The sequence below is a fragment of the Rudaea sp. 3F27F6 genome, assembly GCF_005503555.1.
Classification (GTDB): Bacteria; Pseudomonadota; Gammaproteobacteria; order Xanthomonadales; family Rhodanobacteraceae; genus Rudaea.
The window spans coordinates 419,632-434,188 of record NZ_SCNG01000001.1 but is presented as its reverse complement, the minus strand read 5'-3'; the positions used below and the strand labels follow the sequence as shown (position 1 = coordinate 434,188).

The following is a 14,557-nucleotide window of genomic DNA, read 5'->3' as shown; positions in this document are numbered from 1 at the left end:
ACACCCGCGCGGCAGGCTAAGTAAATAGACGTCCATTCCCCAGCCGGAGGGCGTCTCATGTCTGCGAACGTTCAAGTACTCAACCATGGCACCCGCGTGGCGCTGCCCGCGGTGCGCGCCGAGGACGGACTCGTCATGCTGGTCGGTGGCGGCCGCGGTGCCGCCCTGCGCATTGACGGGCCGGTGGCCGGTGTCTGGCTGCCGCTGCGCGGACGCTTGCAACTGTCCGCCGGCGACAGCGAGAGCGTCCACCACCGCGGTGAGGCGCGCGTGGTCTGCGCCGACGCCGGCATCCAGGCGGTCGGCCGCGGCCATGCGCTGTGGCTCGCCCTGGCCGGTGCGCCGACGGTCTGGCGCGACGCGCTCGCCGCGGGGCCGATGCGCGACTCGGGCCTGCTGCCGGCTGCGCACGAGGTCGATCACGCTGTGCTGCACCGCGCGCTTGTTCTCGCCCGCGCGGTGCTCAACGGCGAACGCGATGTCGCGCTCGCCGGCATGGTCGACGAGATCGGCGCGATGCAGAGCCGCTTCGATGAGATGATCGCGCGCTGCCCGGGACGCACCTGGGCACAGCGCCGCCATGTGTTCCTGCGTCTGCAGCGCGTGCGCGAGCACCTCGCCTGCAACTGCCACCTCGATCTCGACAACGCTGCGCTCGCGCGCATCGCGAGTTACTCGCCGTGGCATTTCATCCGTGCCTTCCACGCCGCGTATCGCGAAACGCCGCATGCCTTTCTCGTCGCCCAACGCCTGCAGCGCGCGCAGCGCCTGTTGCGCAGCAGCCCGCTCGCGATCGGCGAGATCGCGCTGGCCTGTGGCTTCGAGAATCGCTGCGCGTTCGCGCGCCTGTTCCGTCAGCGCTTTGGCACGACGGCGAGCGCGCTGCGCCGCCAGGCCGCGCAATCGCCGCTGCGCAGCGCGAGCCACCACTGAGGCGAGCGCGGCAACGAGCTGCGCGCGAAACCGGGACGAAAAAAACCGCCGACCAGAAGCGTCGGCGGTGGAAGGGAGAGCGCGGCCGTATGGGAGGCCGCGTTGCGGAGACTCCTCAGAACTTCATCGTGATCTTGGCGTAGTAGAAGCGGCCGATCAGGTCGTAGGACGCGGTGTCGGTATTCGCGTTCACCGTGTTCTGCTGATACAGGATCGGCGGCTGCTTGTTGCCGACGTTGTCGATACCGACCTGCAGCGTCGTATCGATCGGCTCGATGTGATACGCGAACGAGACGTTGTGATACACCCAAGCGCCGTAGAAGTACGGCGAATTGGTGTAGCTGCCGTCGACGTTCGCCGACGGTCCGAGGCCGGCCGGATAACTGCCGGGGCCGCCGCCGGCCGGGTAGCCTACGCGGAACGGACCGACGTAGCGCATGGTCCAGTCGGCGCTGAACGCGCCGAGATTCCAGTCCAGGCTCGTCAGCGCGCGCCAGCGCGCGAAATTGCCGAGGCCGCGATCGTAGACGCCGGCATAGCCCTGTACGACGCCGTTGTTGTCGATCGTGTGTTCGGCGATGTACGTGGCCTGGAAGCTCGCGCGGAAGTTGCCCCAGCTCGTTTCCGGCAGACGATAGCTCGCGCTGAAATCGGCACCGCGATGGACGAGGTTGCCGAGATTGAACGTGGCTTCGTAGATCGACGAGATCTGCCCGCGGTTGGTGCCCGCGCTGTAGCGCTTGACCAGCGAACACAGCGGGCTCGGCGAGGCGGCCGGGCTGTTGAAGCACTGGTTGAGGATGGTCGAGGCGGTGCCCGAACCGGATACGATCAGGTTGTTCAGCGTGATCTTGTAGTAGTCGGCGCTGATCGCCAGGCCCGGCAGCCACGGCGCGTCGTAGACGAAACCGAAGTCGTAGGACTTGCCGTTTTCGGGCTTGAGCTGCGGCTGGTAGCCGAGATTGTCGTGTGCGTACTTCGCTCCCGCGACGACGCCGTTGAGCTGGCTCGTGGCGGTGTTGACGAAAGTGTATCCCTGGCACAGCGGGTTGCTTGCGACCGCGGCGCTGCCGCACGGATCGGACGCGGTCGGCGAATCGCCCGACAGGCTCGAATAGAGGTCGGTGACCGACGGCGCGCGAAACACTTTCGACACGGTGCCGCGCAGCAACAGGTCGTCGATCGGCCGCCACTCGATCGCGATCTTCCAGTTGTTGGTGCTGCCGAATTCGCTGTACTTCGAGTAGCGGTCGCCGATGTTGAGGTTGAGCGAGCGGGCGAACGGCGCATCTTTGAGGATCGGTACGAGCAGCTCGCCGTAGGCTTCCTTGATGTTGTAGCCGCCCTGCGCGGGCGCAGAGCAGATCGAGAAGCCGACCGGACAGCCGATGTTGAACTGATCGTCGACCGTGCTGCGTATGGTCGAGTCGACTTCCTGGTGACGGTATTCCTTGCGGTAGGACAACCCGGCCGCCATCGACACCGTACCGGCCGGCAGCTCGAACAGCGAGCCGTTGATGCCGCCTTCGACGGTGCGCGTCTGGTAGAGCACCTGGGTCATCGGGTTGGCGCGGTACAGATCGAGCGCGGCGATCGACGACGGATCCTGCAGATTGAACAGATCAACCGGCGTGCAGCCGCCGATCGGATGGTCGGGCGTGCCGCAGACGATCTTGCCTGTGCTCGGATCCTTGAACGACGGCCCGAGCGCGTCGCGCAGCGCGGAGTAGTTGAGATAGCCGTACTGCTTGCTGTTCTGGCTCATGTGGCCGTAGCTGAAATCCACGTTCCACGCCCAGGCGCCGCTGGCGAACGTGCCTTTGAAGCCTGCGGTGACGAGATCGTGCGTGGTCGCGAAGTCGTTGATGCGATCGCCGAGCGCGACGTAGCGCGAGCGGAACTGGTTGGTCGGCACGCCGCCCTTGGGGGTGCCGAAGTCGATGCCGAACGGGTTGTAGTAGTTGGTCGACGGAATGAAGGTGTCGGTCAGCGCATCGAGCGGCAGCGGCGCGATGTGCGTGTTCGCGCGCGTCTTGTTGTGGAACAGTTCGATGAAAGCCTCGACGTTGTCGTTGAGCTTGTAGTTGCCGAGGGCGAATATGCCCGAACGTTCCGCGGGCGTCAGATCGTAGTTGCCGATCGCCTGGTAGTTGTACGAGTCGGCCGAGCTGTAACAGCGATAGTCGTCCAGCGAGGCGCCCGAGCGGCCGGCGATGCGCGTCACCCGCGTGCCGCTGTTCGGACAGTTGTAGTGTGCGGCGAGCGAACCGGGCGCGAACGTGCCGTCGTCGAGCAGGCCGGGCAGCGAGATGCTGCCGTTCGGCGTGCGGCTCGAACCGGCGTGATTGACGAAGCCGTTGCTGTATTTGTACAGCGCGTCGTGCGAGAACTCGCGATTCGCCGCGAGCACCGGGTCGTTCTTGTTGTAGTTGAAGCCGACCACGATGCTGCCCTTGTCGGTCGACTGGCCGAAGATGCCGTGCGCGCCGCGGCGCGCCGCGTCGTCACGGTCGGAGATGCCGTAGTCGAGGCCGAACTCGGCGCCCTGGTAGCTGTTGCGCGTGATCACATTGACCACGCCGGCGATCGCGTCCGAGCCGTACACCGCGGAGGAGCCGTCGCTGAGCACTTCGATGCGTTCGACCGCGCTGGCCGGGATCATGTTGAGATCCTGCAGCGGCGTCGACACGCGGTGGCCGTTGATCAACAACAGGCTGCGCGTCGAGCCGAGTCCGCGCAGGGTGATGCGCGTGGCGCCGGTGCCGCCGCCGTTGTTCGCCTGCGGATTCGACGCCATCATCGAGCCGCCGCCGGCCGAAGCGGGCAGACGATCGAGCAGGTCGCCGAGCGTGAGCTTGCCGGAACTCTGGATCGAGGCCTTGTCTATCGTCACCACCGGGTTGGCGGTTTCCGTATCGACGCGGCGGATGTTCGAGCCGGTGACGACGATGGTTTCGAGATTCTGCGATTTCGCATTGTCCGCGGGCGCTGGGTTCTGCGCTGCGGCGGGGATGGCGGTCAGGGCCAAAGCGAGCGAGCCGCCGGTCAGGGGCCATGTACGCAGGGCGCTGTATATCGCTGCGCTGAGTCGTTGTTGGGGCATATTGTTTGTCTCCTCGAGGAAGCGGTGTGTCGGCCGGGGCTGGCCGATGCGCGCAAGCGTTGCAAATTCATTGCAAGGAAATGTGCCCACGAGTGGTCAATGGTTGTGCCGCGATTGCGCGCTCGCACGAATCGCCAACATTTGTTTGCGCGGCAGCGCAGACCGGCAATTTCGGCAACCTTCCATGCGGCGCGATCGCCGAACATCGGGCCACGGCCCAAGCAGCTTTCGGACCAGTATTCATGCTTCAACGCAAACGAGGATTCGCCGCCGTGCTCACGGCGACGCTGCTGGCGGCGGCGCAGGCCGATGCCTGCGAAATACAGAGCGGCACGGCGCGCGCGCATCTGGTCGAGCTGTACACGAGCGAGGGCTGCAACTCATGCCCGCCGGCCGAGCAGTGGATGAGTTCGATCCGCGACAGCGCGCAACTCGTCGGCCTGGAATTCCACGTCGACTACTGGGATTCGCCCGCGTGGCACGATCCCTACGCAAAAGCGAAGTACGCGCAGCGCCAGGAGGCGAAGACGCGGCGTGCGAACGCGCAGGTGTACACGCCGCAGATCTGGCTCGACGGCAAGTTGTGGAGCGGTTGGCCGAAAGGCGCAGCGCCCGGCACCGCGCAGTCGGCGTCGTCGGACGCGGCAGTGAAGCTGCATCTCGCGGCCGAGGTCGGGGACGCGGTGAAACTGCGCCTGCGCGCCGACGCTACCGCGAATGCGGAGCACAAGCGCTTCTACGTCGCGCTGACCGAGAACCGCCTGGTCCAGCAGATCCGCGGCGGCGAGAACCAGGGCCGCAAACTCGAACACGACCAAGTCGTGCGCGATTTCGCCGGTCCGCTGAAGTTGCCGGAAGCGCAGATCGAATTGCGTCTTCCGGATGGCGCGGCGCTGAGTAATGCCGCCGTGGTCGCCTACGTGCAGGACGAGGACGACAACAGCATCGAACAGGTCCTGCGCCTGCCTTTGACGGAATGCAAACGATGAACACGACAAGCCTGCGCGCGATCTCCCTCGGTGCGGACGACGACGGCGGACGGCGGCCGTCCGCATGGCGCACGGTGCTCGGCGCCGGCGCGGCGGCGGCGACGCTCGATCTGATCTATGCCTGCGGACTCTATTATTTGCTGCGCGGGGCAATGCCGGATCGCGTGCTGCATACGATCGCGAGCGGCATCTACGGGCAGGAAGCGTACACCGGCGGCCTGGCGACGGCCGCGGTCGGCTTCGTCGCGCACTACGTCATTCTCGTCGTCGCGGCGTGGTGGTTCTTTCTCGCCAGCCGCAATCTGCGCGTGCTGCGCGAGCGGGCGGTCGCCTGCGGGCTGCTCTACGGATTCGCGATCTATTGCACGATGAATTTCCTCGTCGTGCCGTTGTCGAACTCGCCGCTCGCCAAGCATGCCTACGAGCTGACGCTGTCGTTGGCGCGTGCGAGCGATATCGGCATGCACCTGATCTTCGGCCTGATCATCGCGTTCGCCACGCGAAGCTACTGGCGCCGAGCCCAGTAACGCGAACCGGGCATTGCGCCCGGTTCGCTCGTTTGCGCTTGCGCAACGCTAATCGAAATTGCGCGTGACGCGGACACCGATCGTGCGTGGTTGGATCGGCACGATGTAGGTCTGGCCGAAAGCATTCGCGTACTGGCTGCCGGCCGGCTGCACGCAGGAGGCGATCGCGCATTCGGCGTAGCGGTTCAATTCGCCGCGGCTGTCGAACGCGTTCTTCATGTAGATGTCGTACGCCCAGGCGTCCTTCTTCAGGCCCGCGGAAAGATCGACCGAACCGTAGCCCGGCATGTCGCCGATCAGGCCGTTCTCCTTGATACGCAGATCGGTGCGACGCCGGCCTTCGACGAAGCCCGCGACCTGGAAATAGCCTTCGCCGCCGAACGCATCGAAGACGTAGCGTGCGCTGATGTTGGCTTTCTGTTTCGGCGACACCGGCAGTCGCGTTCCCTTCGGCGCCTGCGGCCCGTTGGGAAAATCGACGGAGCCGACGGCGCAGTTGGTGATCGGCTGATCGTTCGCGTCGGTGGCGCCGCAGTAGTTCGCGGTCAATTCGGACTTGAGGAAGGAGAACCCGCCGCTCAGGGTGAGGTTGTAAGTGGCGGCCCAGGTCAGGTTCGATTCGATGCCGCGAATGCGCGCCTGGTTCGCGTTCTTGATTTCGGTCAGGCCGTTGGCGCCGAGGATGGCGAACTGGAAGTCCTTCCATTTTTCTTCGTAGACCGCGCCGTTCCAGCGCAGGCGGTGGTCGAACCATTCGGTCTTCCAGCCGAACTCGTAGTTGGTCAGGAAGTCGGCCTGATACGGCGGCAGAGTGCCGCGCCGGTTGATGCCGCCCGGACGGAAACCTTCCGACCAGGTTGCGTAGATCATCTTGTCCGGCTCGAACTTGTAGGTGAGGTTCGCCTTGCCGACGTGATCGTTCTGCTTGGTGGTCTTGTCGAGGTTGGTACAGGGCGCGCCGTCGAACTTGTAGTTGCTGAAGCAGGCGATCTCGCCCTGACTGCTGCTGGTGAGTTGGTCGTAACCCTGGCCGAAGCCGAAGAAGCCGCGCAGACTGTTCTCGGTATGGAAGAAGCGCTCGCCAACCGTCGCGGTGAGCCGGTCGGTGATGTCGTAGCTCGCTTCGCCGAACACGGCGTAGTCTTCGTCGACACGGTGCTGCTTGGTCAGCCACAAAGTGCCCGGCCAGCCGGTCGGCGACAGTGCAGGGTCGAAGCCGTTGATTTGGTAGTTCTGATAGATCCGATGCGATTGACGCTCGGCGAAAAAGCCGGCGACGAAGCGGAAGCGTTCGTCCTTGGGCGAGGAAATGCGCAGCTCATGGCTGCTCTTGGCGTACTGGTCTTCGCCGTGGATGTGCTGGCGCGGATCGATGTAGTTGCCGTTCTTGTCGGTGATGTACTTGCCATAGCCCGACAACGTGTCGTACCAGAACGAATAATCGGCGTAGTCCTGATCCAGCCAGTCGCTGCGGTTGAGGTGCGAATACGCGTAGACCAGATCGAAGTTGCCGATCTTGCCCTGCACGGTCAAGGCGCTTTGCACCCAGCGGTCCTCCTGATGTTCCGGCAGGCTGTGGCTGACCTGGAGGTCGCCGAGCTTCGGATCGAACGCGTAGATGCCGCCGTTGTGCTGGCTCTGGCCCATGATCGTCGGCGTGATCGACCAGTCGTCGTTGAGGTCGAGCTTGAGCGCCGCGCGCGCGCCCTTGAGCCACGATTCGTTGTAGTCGTCGTGCACGAGGTTCGCGTTGTTCACGGTGATGCCCGAGGTCGGGTAGGTGCGCGAGCCGAGCACATTGTCGATATAGCCGCCGTCGTGCTCGTTCCAGCCGACCACGCGCAGCGCGAGGTTTTCGCGCAGCGGCACATTGACGAAACCTTCGACGGTATAGCCCAGGGTGCCGTGCGAAATCGAATTGAGTTCGGTGCTGACGCTCGCGGAGAACGCGGACGGATCGGGCTTGTTGGTGATGATGCGGATCGTGCCCGATTGCGAGCTAGCGCCGTACAGCGTGCCCTGCGGACCGGCCAGTGCCTCGACGCGCGCGATGTCGTAGATGTGCACGTCGAGTGCGCCCTGGATCGTCGTGATCGGCTCTTCATCGAGGTAGACGCCGACGCTCGGCATCGGGCCGGAATGATTGGCGATGCCGCTGTTGCCGGTACTGCCGCTGGCGACGCCGCGCATATAAATCTGGGAGAAGCCCGGCGAGGCGCTCTGCAGCGACACCGACGGCAGCATTTTCACGTAATCGGTGAGGCCGTTGACGTTCATCTCGCTGAGCTTGTCGGTGGACAGCACTTCGATGCTGAGCGGCACGGCCTGCGCGTTCTCGACGCGCTTCTGTGCGGTCACGGTGACTTCGCCGAGCGCGGCGGTCGGCTTGGCCGCCGTCTGATCGGCGGGCGGTACCGATGGCGCGTTCTGGTCCGCGTCCGTCGCATAAGCGGCGGTGAGGCAGGCGAAATGGATGGCTGCGGCGAGCGGCAGGCGGATACAGGCGGAGCGACCGGGGTGGCGCGATCGCGCTCCGGGGCGGACTTTTTTCACGTACGTTCTCCCAAGTGCAATGCAACGATTCGACTTCTTGTTCTTGCGAACGCATCCCCATGCCGTCCGCGCCGATTTCTTATCGATCAAACGGGTGGTGTCAGGTCGGTGCCGAGTGCCTCCTTCAATGGGTTGAGCCAGGGTTCGTAGTTCCGCCAATGATCGACGCCGGCTTTGTAGATCGGCTGGCGCACCTGTTCCGAACTCGCCGTGCGCACGGGACGATCGTTTTCGAAGAAACGCAGCGTGCCGTCTTCGAACGGCAAGCCGCAGTAGTCGAGCAGCGCGCGCACTTCGCACTCGGTGTCGGCGACCATGTTCTCGTAGACGACGCGGTGCATGCGGCCCGGCAGCACCGTGTCGAAGTGGCGCATCAGGTCCGCATAGTCGCGGTAGTAGCGGCCGATGTCCGTGAGGCGGTAGGCGAAATTCTGCCCGCGCGCGAAATGCTGGCGGAAACACGACCAGCCGCAGGCGAGCGGATGGCGGCGCGCGTCGATGATCTTCGCGTTCGGCAGGATCAGATGGATCAGGCCGGCGTGGGCGAAGTTGTTCGGCATCTTGTCGATGAAATACGGCCGGCCGAGCTTGCGGTGCTTCGCCGAGCGCGCGAGATATTCCTCGCCGAGCGCGCGCAGTTCGCCGGCGTCCATGCGTGCGAGTGCGTCGTGGTAGGCACCCGGTTCGCGGCTCGCCGAGGCGCGGCGCAATGCGCGCGTGATCGTGGTCAGTTCGGGCAGCTCCATCGTGCCCTCGACTTGCGAGTGGCTCGACAGAATCTGCTCGATCAGGGTCGAGCCCGCGCGCGGCAGGCCGACGATAAAGATCGGTTCGACCGAAGGCGAACCCGTGCCTTGACGCCGCGCGAAGAATTCCGGTGTGTACGTGGCCTTCGCGCGCGCGAGGCGTGCGCTGGTGTCGTCGGCGTGATACGGCGCGAGTTGCAGGCGCAGCGCGTTGCCGCTCGCATAGTGCGCGAATGACGCGGCGTAGTCGGCGCGGTCTTCGAGCGCCTTGCCGAGGGCGAAGTCGAGATGGAGGCGGCGCTCCTTATCGGCTTCGTCGTCGCCCGATTTCGGGTCGGCGAGCGCGGTGCGCATCGCAGCGATCTCGGCATCGCCGAAACGGAAGGTCTTGAGATTGGCGAGCGACCAATAGGCTTCCCCGAAGCCCGGATCAAGCGCGATGCACTCGCGATAGGCCGTGATCGCGCGCTCGGTCTCGCCCTCGGTCTTCAGTGCGTGGCCGTAACTGAGCCAGGCGGGCACCTGTTGCGGGTGCTCGCGCAGCAGCTCGGCGTAGATCGCGATCGCCGGTGCGTATTCGCCGATGCGGCAGAGCACGGCCGCCTTGAGGTTGCGGTATTGCGGATTGCGCGGCTCGTCGCGCAGCAAGCCTTCGAGTGCCGCGATCGCCTCGACCGGCTTGTTCGCGCGGTGCAGGACGATCGCGTAGTTGTGCCGCGCCTCGCGGAATCCGGGAGCGAGTTCGAGGCAGCGCGCGAGCAGATTCTCCGCGTCCTCGACGCGGTCGATGCGCACAGCGAGTTCGGCGAGCATGCGGATCGCGACGATGTCGGTCGGCGCCTCGCGCAGCTGCGCACGCAGACGTGCTTCGGCTTCCGGGATGCGGTTCGCGGCGAGTGCGGCCGCGGCGTGCATCAGCGCCGGATCGTGGACGCTGTGGCGGACGTGTTCGAGATAGGCGTCGCCCGCGGCCGACGCGTCGCCCGCGGCGAGCAGGCGGTCGCCGAGCCGCCGCCACACCTGCGGCTGCGTCGGCGCGAGTGCCGCGGCCGCGCGCAATGCAGCGATGTTCGGGTCGATCGCGTTACCGCATTCGAGCATACGACGCCTAGACGGTGTGCCATGCGCAAGCTCCACTCCCGCAGGAGCAGGGCGGATATCCCCGCCGCCCTTGGTTTTCGATATTGCAACAACTCCGCAATAACTACCACTGTGCCAAATTTGGCTTGAATTTGCCGGCGGCCAACCCCAAGCTGCGCGCTTGCCCGTCCGCCCGCTGCGCCAGACGACCCGAAAAATGGAATGACGATGCCGATCTACGAATTTGAATGCGCCGCCTGCGGCAACCGCTTCGACCGCCTGCAGAAGCTCAGCGACCCCGATCCGACCGTGTGCCCGAACTGCGGTGCCGAGCGCGTTTCGCGCCGGCTCACTGCGCCCGCGTTCCGCCTGAGCGGCAGCGGTTGGTACGAAACCGACTTCAAGAAGGACGGCGATAAGAAGCGCAATCTGACCGACAAGGGCGAAGCGGCGAAGCCGAGTGCCGATACGGCGAAGGCCGATTCCGCGGCGAAGCCGGCGGCGTCCACGGGCGATGCGGGCAAGGCCGCGCCGGCGGCAAAGCCGAAGAGCGATAGTGCCCCGGTGAACAAAGCCTGATCCGCGCCCGACTGTGAATTAAACGGCGGTCCGCCGCACGACTTTTCGCATATTCCCGCGCGCGCCGGCTCCGTTACACTGGCTGCGACTCAATCAAAGGGAGTATGAGTATGTTGGTTCGAATTCTCGCAGCGGGTATGGTTCTGGCGGCCGGTATGGTGCCGACCGGGGAAGTGCACGCGCAGTACTACGGCAATACGACGGATTGCAGCAGCAGCGGCTACAACTATCAGCGTTGCGATGTGCCGTGGCGCGACGCGCGCCTGGTGCGCCAGCTGTCCGATACGCAGTGCATGCGCGGGCGCAACTGGGGCTTCGATCGCCGCGGTTTCATCTGGGTCGACCGCGGCTGCTCGGGTCGTTTCGCCGAAGCCGGCGGTGGCGGTGGTGGCTATTACCCGCCGCCGGGCCCCGGTCCGACGCCGCCGCCCTGGCAGCCGGGCCCGGGTTGGGATCAGCGCTTCACGATCCGTTGCGAGAGCAACGACGGCCAGAATCACTTCTGCCAGGTCGACGTCGGCGGCCGCGGGCGCGTCTATTTGGAGCGCCAGGAATCGCGCTCGCCGTGCTACGAAGGCCAGAGCTGGGGCTGGAACCGCGCGGGTGTGTGGGTGACTCAGGGTTGCCGCGGCGTCTTTTCGATCGACCGGCGCTGGTAAGTTAAGCGTTTTGCATTGAGAAGTGCGGCCAGGGATGGCCGTTTGCCGATCTTCGCCGTCACGGACGGCGGCATAAGTCCAGGAAAAACACCGACACCCGCTACGGCGGGTGTCGGTGTTTCCGGGGTTCTTATTTGCAGTGCAGCAAAAACCCTCGTAGCATTCGGTGTCGGCCTCTGGGGAGGCCGATGCGATAAATCGCAACCGGCCGCCAGGGCCGGATTTTTTTGGAGAAATTTTGGGCATGCGCACGCATTACAGCGGTCTCGTCGACGAGACCCTCGTCGGTTCCGAAGTCACCCTTTGCGGCTGGGCGGATACGCGCCGCGATCACGGCGGAGTGATCTTCATCGATCTGCGCGACCACGAGGGCGTGGTCCAGGTCGTCGTGGAACCGGAGAATGCGAATGCGTTCGGTGTGGCCGAACAGGTGCGCTACGAATACTGCCTGCGCATCGTCGGCACGGTCCGCGCCCGTCCGGGCGCGCAGATCAACGATCGCCTGCGCACCGGCAAGATCGAAGTACTCGCGGGCACGGTCGAAGTGCTCAACGCCGCGGCGCCGCTGCCGTTCATGCTCGACGACACGCCGGGCGAAGACGCGCGCCTGCGCTACCGCTATCTCGACATCCGCCGCCCAGATATGCAGCGCAAGCTGCGCATGCGCACCAAGCTGGTCGCGGCACTGCGCCGCTATCTCGACGCGCGCAATTTTCAGGACATCGAGACGCCGATCCTGACCAAGGCGACGCCCGAAGGCGCGCGCGACTATCTCGTGCCGAGCCGCGTGCATCCGACCGAATTCTTCGCCCTGCCGCAGTCGCCGCAGCTGTTCAAGCAGTTACTGATGATGGCCGGCATGGACCGTTACTACCAGATTGCGCGCTGCTTCCGCGACGAAGATCTGCGCGCCGACCGCCAGCCTGAATTCACTCAGCTCGACATGGAGTTCGCCTTCGTCGAAGAGCCCGACGTGCAGGATACGGTCGAAGCGATGATCCGCGAGGTGTTCAAGGAAGTCGTCGGCGTCGAGCTGGCCGCTCCGTTCCCGCGCATGACCTATGCCGAGGCGATGCGTCTGTACGGTTCGGACAAGCCCGACCTGCGCATTCCGCTGCAGCTCGTCGACATCGCCGAGCAGGTCAAGCACGTCGATTTCAAGGTGTTCGCCGGTCCCGCCAACGATGCAGGTGGTCGCGTCGCCGCGCTGCGTCTGCCGGACGGTGCCGCGCAACCGCGGAAATATCTCGACGACCTCGGCCAGTACGTCACGCGCTACGGCGCGAAGGGTCTGGCGTGGATTCGCATCGACGATATCGCCAAAGGCCGCGACGGTCTCACCTCGCCGATCACCAAGTTCCTCGACGACAAGGCGATCGAAGGCATCTTCCAGGCGGTCGGCGCGCAGAACGGCGACGTGATCTTCTTCGGCGCCGGTCCGTACAAGACGGTCAGCGACTACATGGGCGCGTTGCGCCTCAAGGTCGGCAAGGATCTCGGTTTCGTCGCTGCGGGCTGGGCGCCGCTCTGGGTCACCGATTTTCCGATGTTCGAGTACGACGCCGAAGCCAAGCGCTACGTCGCCCTGCATCATCCATTTACCGCGCCGAAAGTCGACGACGTTGCCGACCTCAAGGCCAACGCGGCGACCGCGGTATCGCGCGGCTACGACATGGTGCTCAACGGCAACGAGATCGGTGGTGGCTCGATCCGCATCCATCGCCCGGAAATGCAGTCGACCGTGTTCGAGCTGCTCGGCATCGGTGCGGAAGAGGCACAGCTCAAGTTCGGCTTCCTGCTCGAAGCGCTCAAGTACGGCGCGCCGCCACACGGCGGCATCGCCTTCGGCATCGATCGCATCGCTGCGCTGATGGCCGGCACCGAATCGATCCGTGACGTGATCGCGTTCCCGAAGACGGCGAGCGCGCAGGACCTGCTGACCGGCGCGCCATCGAATGTCGCTGAAGCGCAGCTGCAGGAACTGCACGTGCGTGTGGTGAAGCCCCAGAAAGCCTGATGCGAGGCTTTGCCCATCTGCGTAGCGTTGCGCCGATGCTCGTGATCGGAGTAGTTGCTTTGAGTCTGCGCCTCTTCTATCTCTTCACCATGCAGGTAGACATCCCGTTGCGCGCGGATGCAGGACAGTACTTTCGGATCGCGATGAATGTCGTTCAATACGGCGTTTTTTCCATCGCGGATCCGCAGAGCGGCGTACCGTTACCGGACAGTTTTCGAGCTCCGGGGTTTCCTGCAGTTATCGCGTTGCCTCTGGCATTGGGGAGCGATATCGGGACGACATACTGGTATGTACTGTTGATGCAGGCGTTGATCGGGGCTGCTATCGCGATGGTGATGTTTGCTCTCGCGCGGCGTTGGCTGAGTAGAAACTATGCGTTCGGTGCAGGGTTGCTGATAGCAGTATGGCCACACTTGATCACTCAGGGTGGTTACGTGTTGACCGAAACCATGTTCGGTGGATTGGTTGTGGGTGCCATTTTTCTACTCGTGCGTGCATCGGAATCCGGCCGCCCTTTCATTTATGCGATAGCCGGAGCAACCGTTGCTGCTGCAGCGCTTGTGAATCAGATGATTATTCTGCTTCCGTTCCTACTGCTGGTTGCCATTCTGCCAGCGAAGCGGTATCTGCAGACCACAATCTTTCTTGTTGCCGCTCTGTCGCTGCCCGCGCTATGGGCCGTGCGAGATGCGCATACCGAATCGCCTCAGGGACATTCGGGTGGCGAGCGGCTGTTCGAGAACGTGATGATCGGCTTGGAGCCAGATTTTGTTGATTACCATCACGCCCCCAACCTTCCTGCTGGAATCGCGGCGAAGCGTGTGATGGAGGGGCGAGAGTTGTATGCGCAAGATAAAAGTGCTGCCTATGCTGCGGTGTTCGCACGTATTCGCCACGCCCCCCTGTACTATGCGATGTGGTTTGCGCAAAAACCTGCGCTGCTTTGGCAGTGGTCCATAGTGCAGGGGGCCGGTGATATCTACGTCTACCCTATGCTTGCATCACCATTCGAAAACAATCCGCTCTACCGGTTCATTGCTGCTTTTTGTTATGGATTGAATACCCCTTTGGCGGTTGCCGCTTTTGTCATGGCTCTGCTCGTACTTTTGTCTATTTGGCGCAAAGGCTTGCGCACAGAGGATCGTGCACTTCTGTTGTGTGTCTTGACGTTTTGCTATGCAGAGCTTGTCTATACAACATTGACTCCCGATGCGAGATATGCGAACCCTTTTCGACCTTTGGAGATCGTTTTGAGCGTTACTTTGCTCGCACGACTAGCTGGCTACGTGCTCTCACATAGGGCAAAACGCAACAACTACGCAAACAGCCACAAGCCGAACACGGGCTTGGGTCTGATGAAGTGAATTGAGA

Annotated in this window: 10 protein-coding genes; 7 read left to right on the top strand and 3 right to left on the bottom strand. The window is 64.0% G+C overall.

All coding sequences use genetic code 11. The features are described 5' to 3' along the window. Positions 1–57 precede the first annotated feature (57 nt). Positions 58–933 (top strand): helix-turn-helix transcriptional regulator, encoded by an 876-nt coding sequence (locus tag FFS30_RS01860; protein ID WP_137911412.1) that lies wholly within the window; start codon positions 58–60, stop codon positions 931–933. Between the two features lie 115 nt (positions 934–1,048). On the opposite strand, the gene FFS30_RS01855 is transcribed toward FFS30_RS01860, so the two are convergent. After that, positions 1,049–4,036, bottom strand: a complete 2,988-nt coding sequence (locus FFS30_RS01855; protein ID WP_137911411.1) for a TonB-dependent receptor — start codon at positions 4,034–4,036, stop codon at positions 1,049–1,051. Positions 4,037–4,278: 242 nt separating this feature from the next. Here FFS30_RS01855 and FFS30_RS01850 point away from each other — a divergent pair, with 242 nt between their 5' ends. Both FFS30_RS01850 and FFS30_RS01845 read left to right on the top strand, forming a co-directional pair. Beyond that, entirely contained in the window at positions 4,279–5,025 is a 747-nt protein-coding gene (locus FFS30_RS01850; protein WP_171014364.1) for a DUF1223 domain-containing protein, read from the top strand. Beyond that, the gene (locus FFS30_RS01845) at positions 5,022–5,552 is read left to right on the top strand and encodes a hypothetical protein (protein WP_137911409.1); all 531 of its coding nucleotides are present in this window, start codon (positions 5,022–5,024) and stop codon (positions 5,550–5,552) included. Before FFS30_RS01850 ends, FFS30_RS01845 begins: the two co-directional genes overlap by 4 nt. Before the next feature lie 48 nt (positions 5,553–5,600). Here the strand turns inward: FFS30_RS01845 and FFS30_RS01840 are convergent, their stop codons facing one another. After that, complete coding sequence (locus FFS30_RS01840; protein WP_137911408.1) at positions 5,601–8,105, bottom strand: TonB-dependent receptor; 2,505 nt, start codon at positions 8,103–8,105, stop codon at positions 5,601–5,603. Between the two features lie 86 nt (positions 8,106–8,191). Next, positions 8,192–9,952 (bottom strand): tetratricopeptide repeat-containing sulfotransferase family protein, encoded by a 1,761-nt coding sequence (locus FFS30_RS01835; protein ID WP_137911407.1) that lies wholly within the window; start codon positions 9,950–9,952, stop codon positions 8,192–8,194. A 207-nt stretch (positions 9,953–10,159) separates the two neighbouring features. Here FFS30_RS01835 and FFS30_RS01830 point away from each other — a divergent pair, with 207 nt between their 5' ends. The 4 genes from FFS30_RS01830 (at position 10,160) to FFS30_RS01815 (ending at position 14,550) form a co-directional block, all read left to right on the top strand. Continuing rightward, positions 10,160–10,510 (top strand): zinc ribbon domain-containing protein, encoded by a 351-nt coding sequence (locus FFS30_RS01830; RefSeq protein WP_137911406.1) that lies wholly within the window; start codon positions 10,160–10,162, stop codon positions 10,508–10,510. A gap of 110 nt (positions 10,511–10,620) precedes the next feature. Then, entirely contained in the window at positions 10,621–11,169 is a 549-nt protein-coding gene (locus FFS30_RS01825) for a DUF3011 domain-containing protein (protein WP_137911405.1), read from the top strand. A 244-nt stretch (positions 11,170–11,413) separates the two neighbouring features. Further along, positions 11,414–13,186, top strand: a complete 1,773-nt coding sequence (gene aspS / locus FFS30_RS01820; protein ID WP_137911404.1) for an aspartate--tRNA ligase — start codon at positions 11,414–11,416, stop codon at positions 13,184–13,186. 35 nt (positions 13,187–13,221) lie between these two features. Beyond that, positions 13,222–14,550, top strand: coding sequence for a glycosyltransferase family 39 protein (locus FFS30_RS01815; protein WP_171014363.1), 1,329 nt, complete (start codon positions 13,222–13,224; stop codon positions 14,548–14,550). Positions 14,551–14,557 lie beyond the last annotated feature (7 nt).